General features: G+C 46.0%; 1 tRNA gene. It reads left to right on the top strand.

Annotated features, from left to right (window positions below):
- Position 1 precedes the first annotated feature (1 nt).
- Positions 2 to 77: transfer RNA gene (locus ACQRBT_RS28375), tRNA-Ala, on the top strand.
- Positions 78 to 213 lie beyond the last annotated feature (136 nt).

The raw sequence follows: 213 nt of genomic DNA, 5'->3' as shown, positions 1-213 counted from the left end.
CGGGGCCATAGCTCAGCTGGGAGAGCGCCTGCCTTGCACGCAGGAGGTCAACGGTTCGATCCCGTTTGGCTCCACCACTACTGCTTCTGACGTTTAAAGCTTAGAAATGAGCATTCCATCGAGGTGATGGTGAATGTTGATTTCTAGTCTTTGATTAGATCGTTCTTTAAAAATTTGGGTATGTGATAGAAAGATAGACTGAACGTTACTTTC

The sequence above is a fragment of the Pseudomonas sp. R19M genome (genome assembly GCF_050312585.1).
GTDB classification, from domain to species: Bacteria; Pseudomonadota; Gammaproteobacteria; order Pseudomonadales; family Pseudomonadaceae; genus Aquipseudomonas; species Aquipseudomonas palleroniana.
The sequence above is the reverse complement of the archived record's forward strand: the minus strand, read 5'-3'. Positions and strand labels throughout refer to the sequence as shown.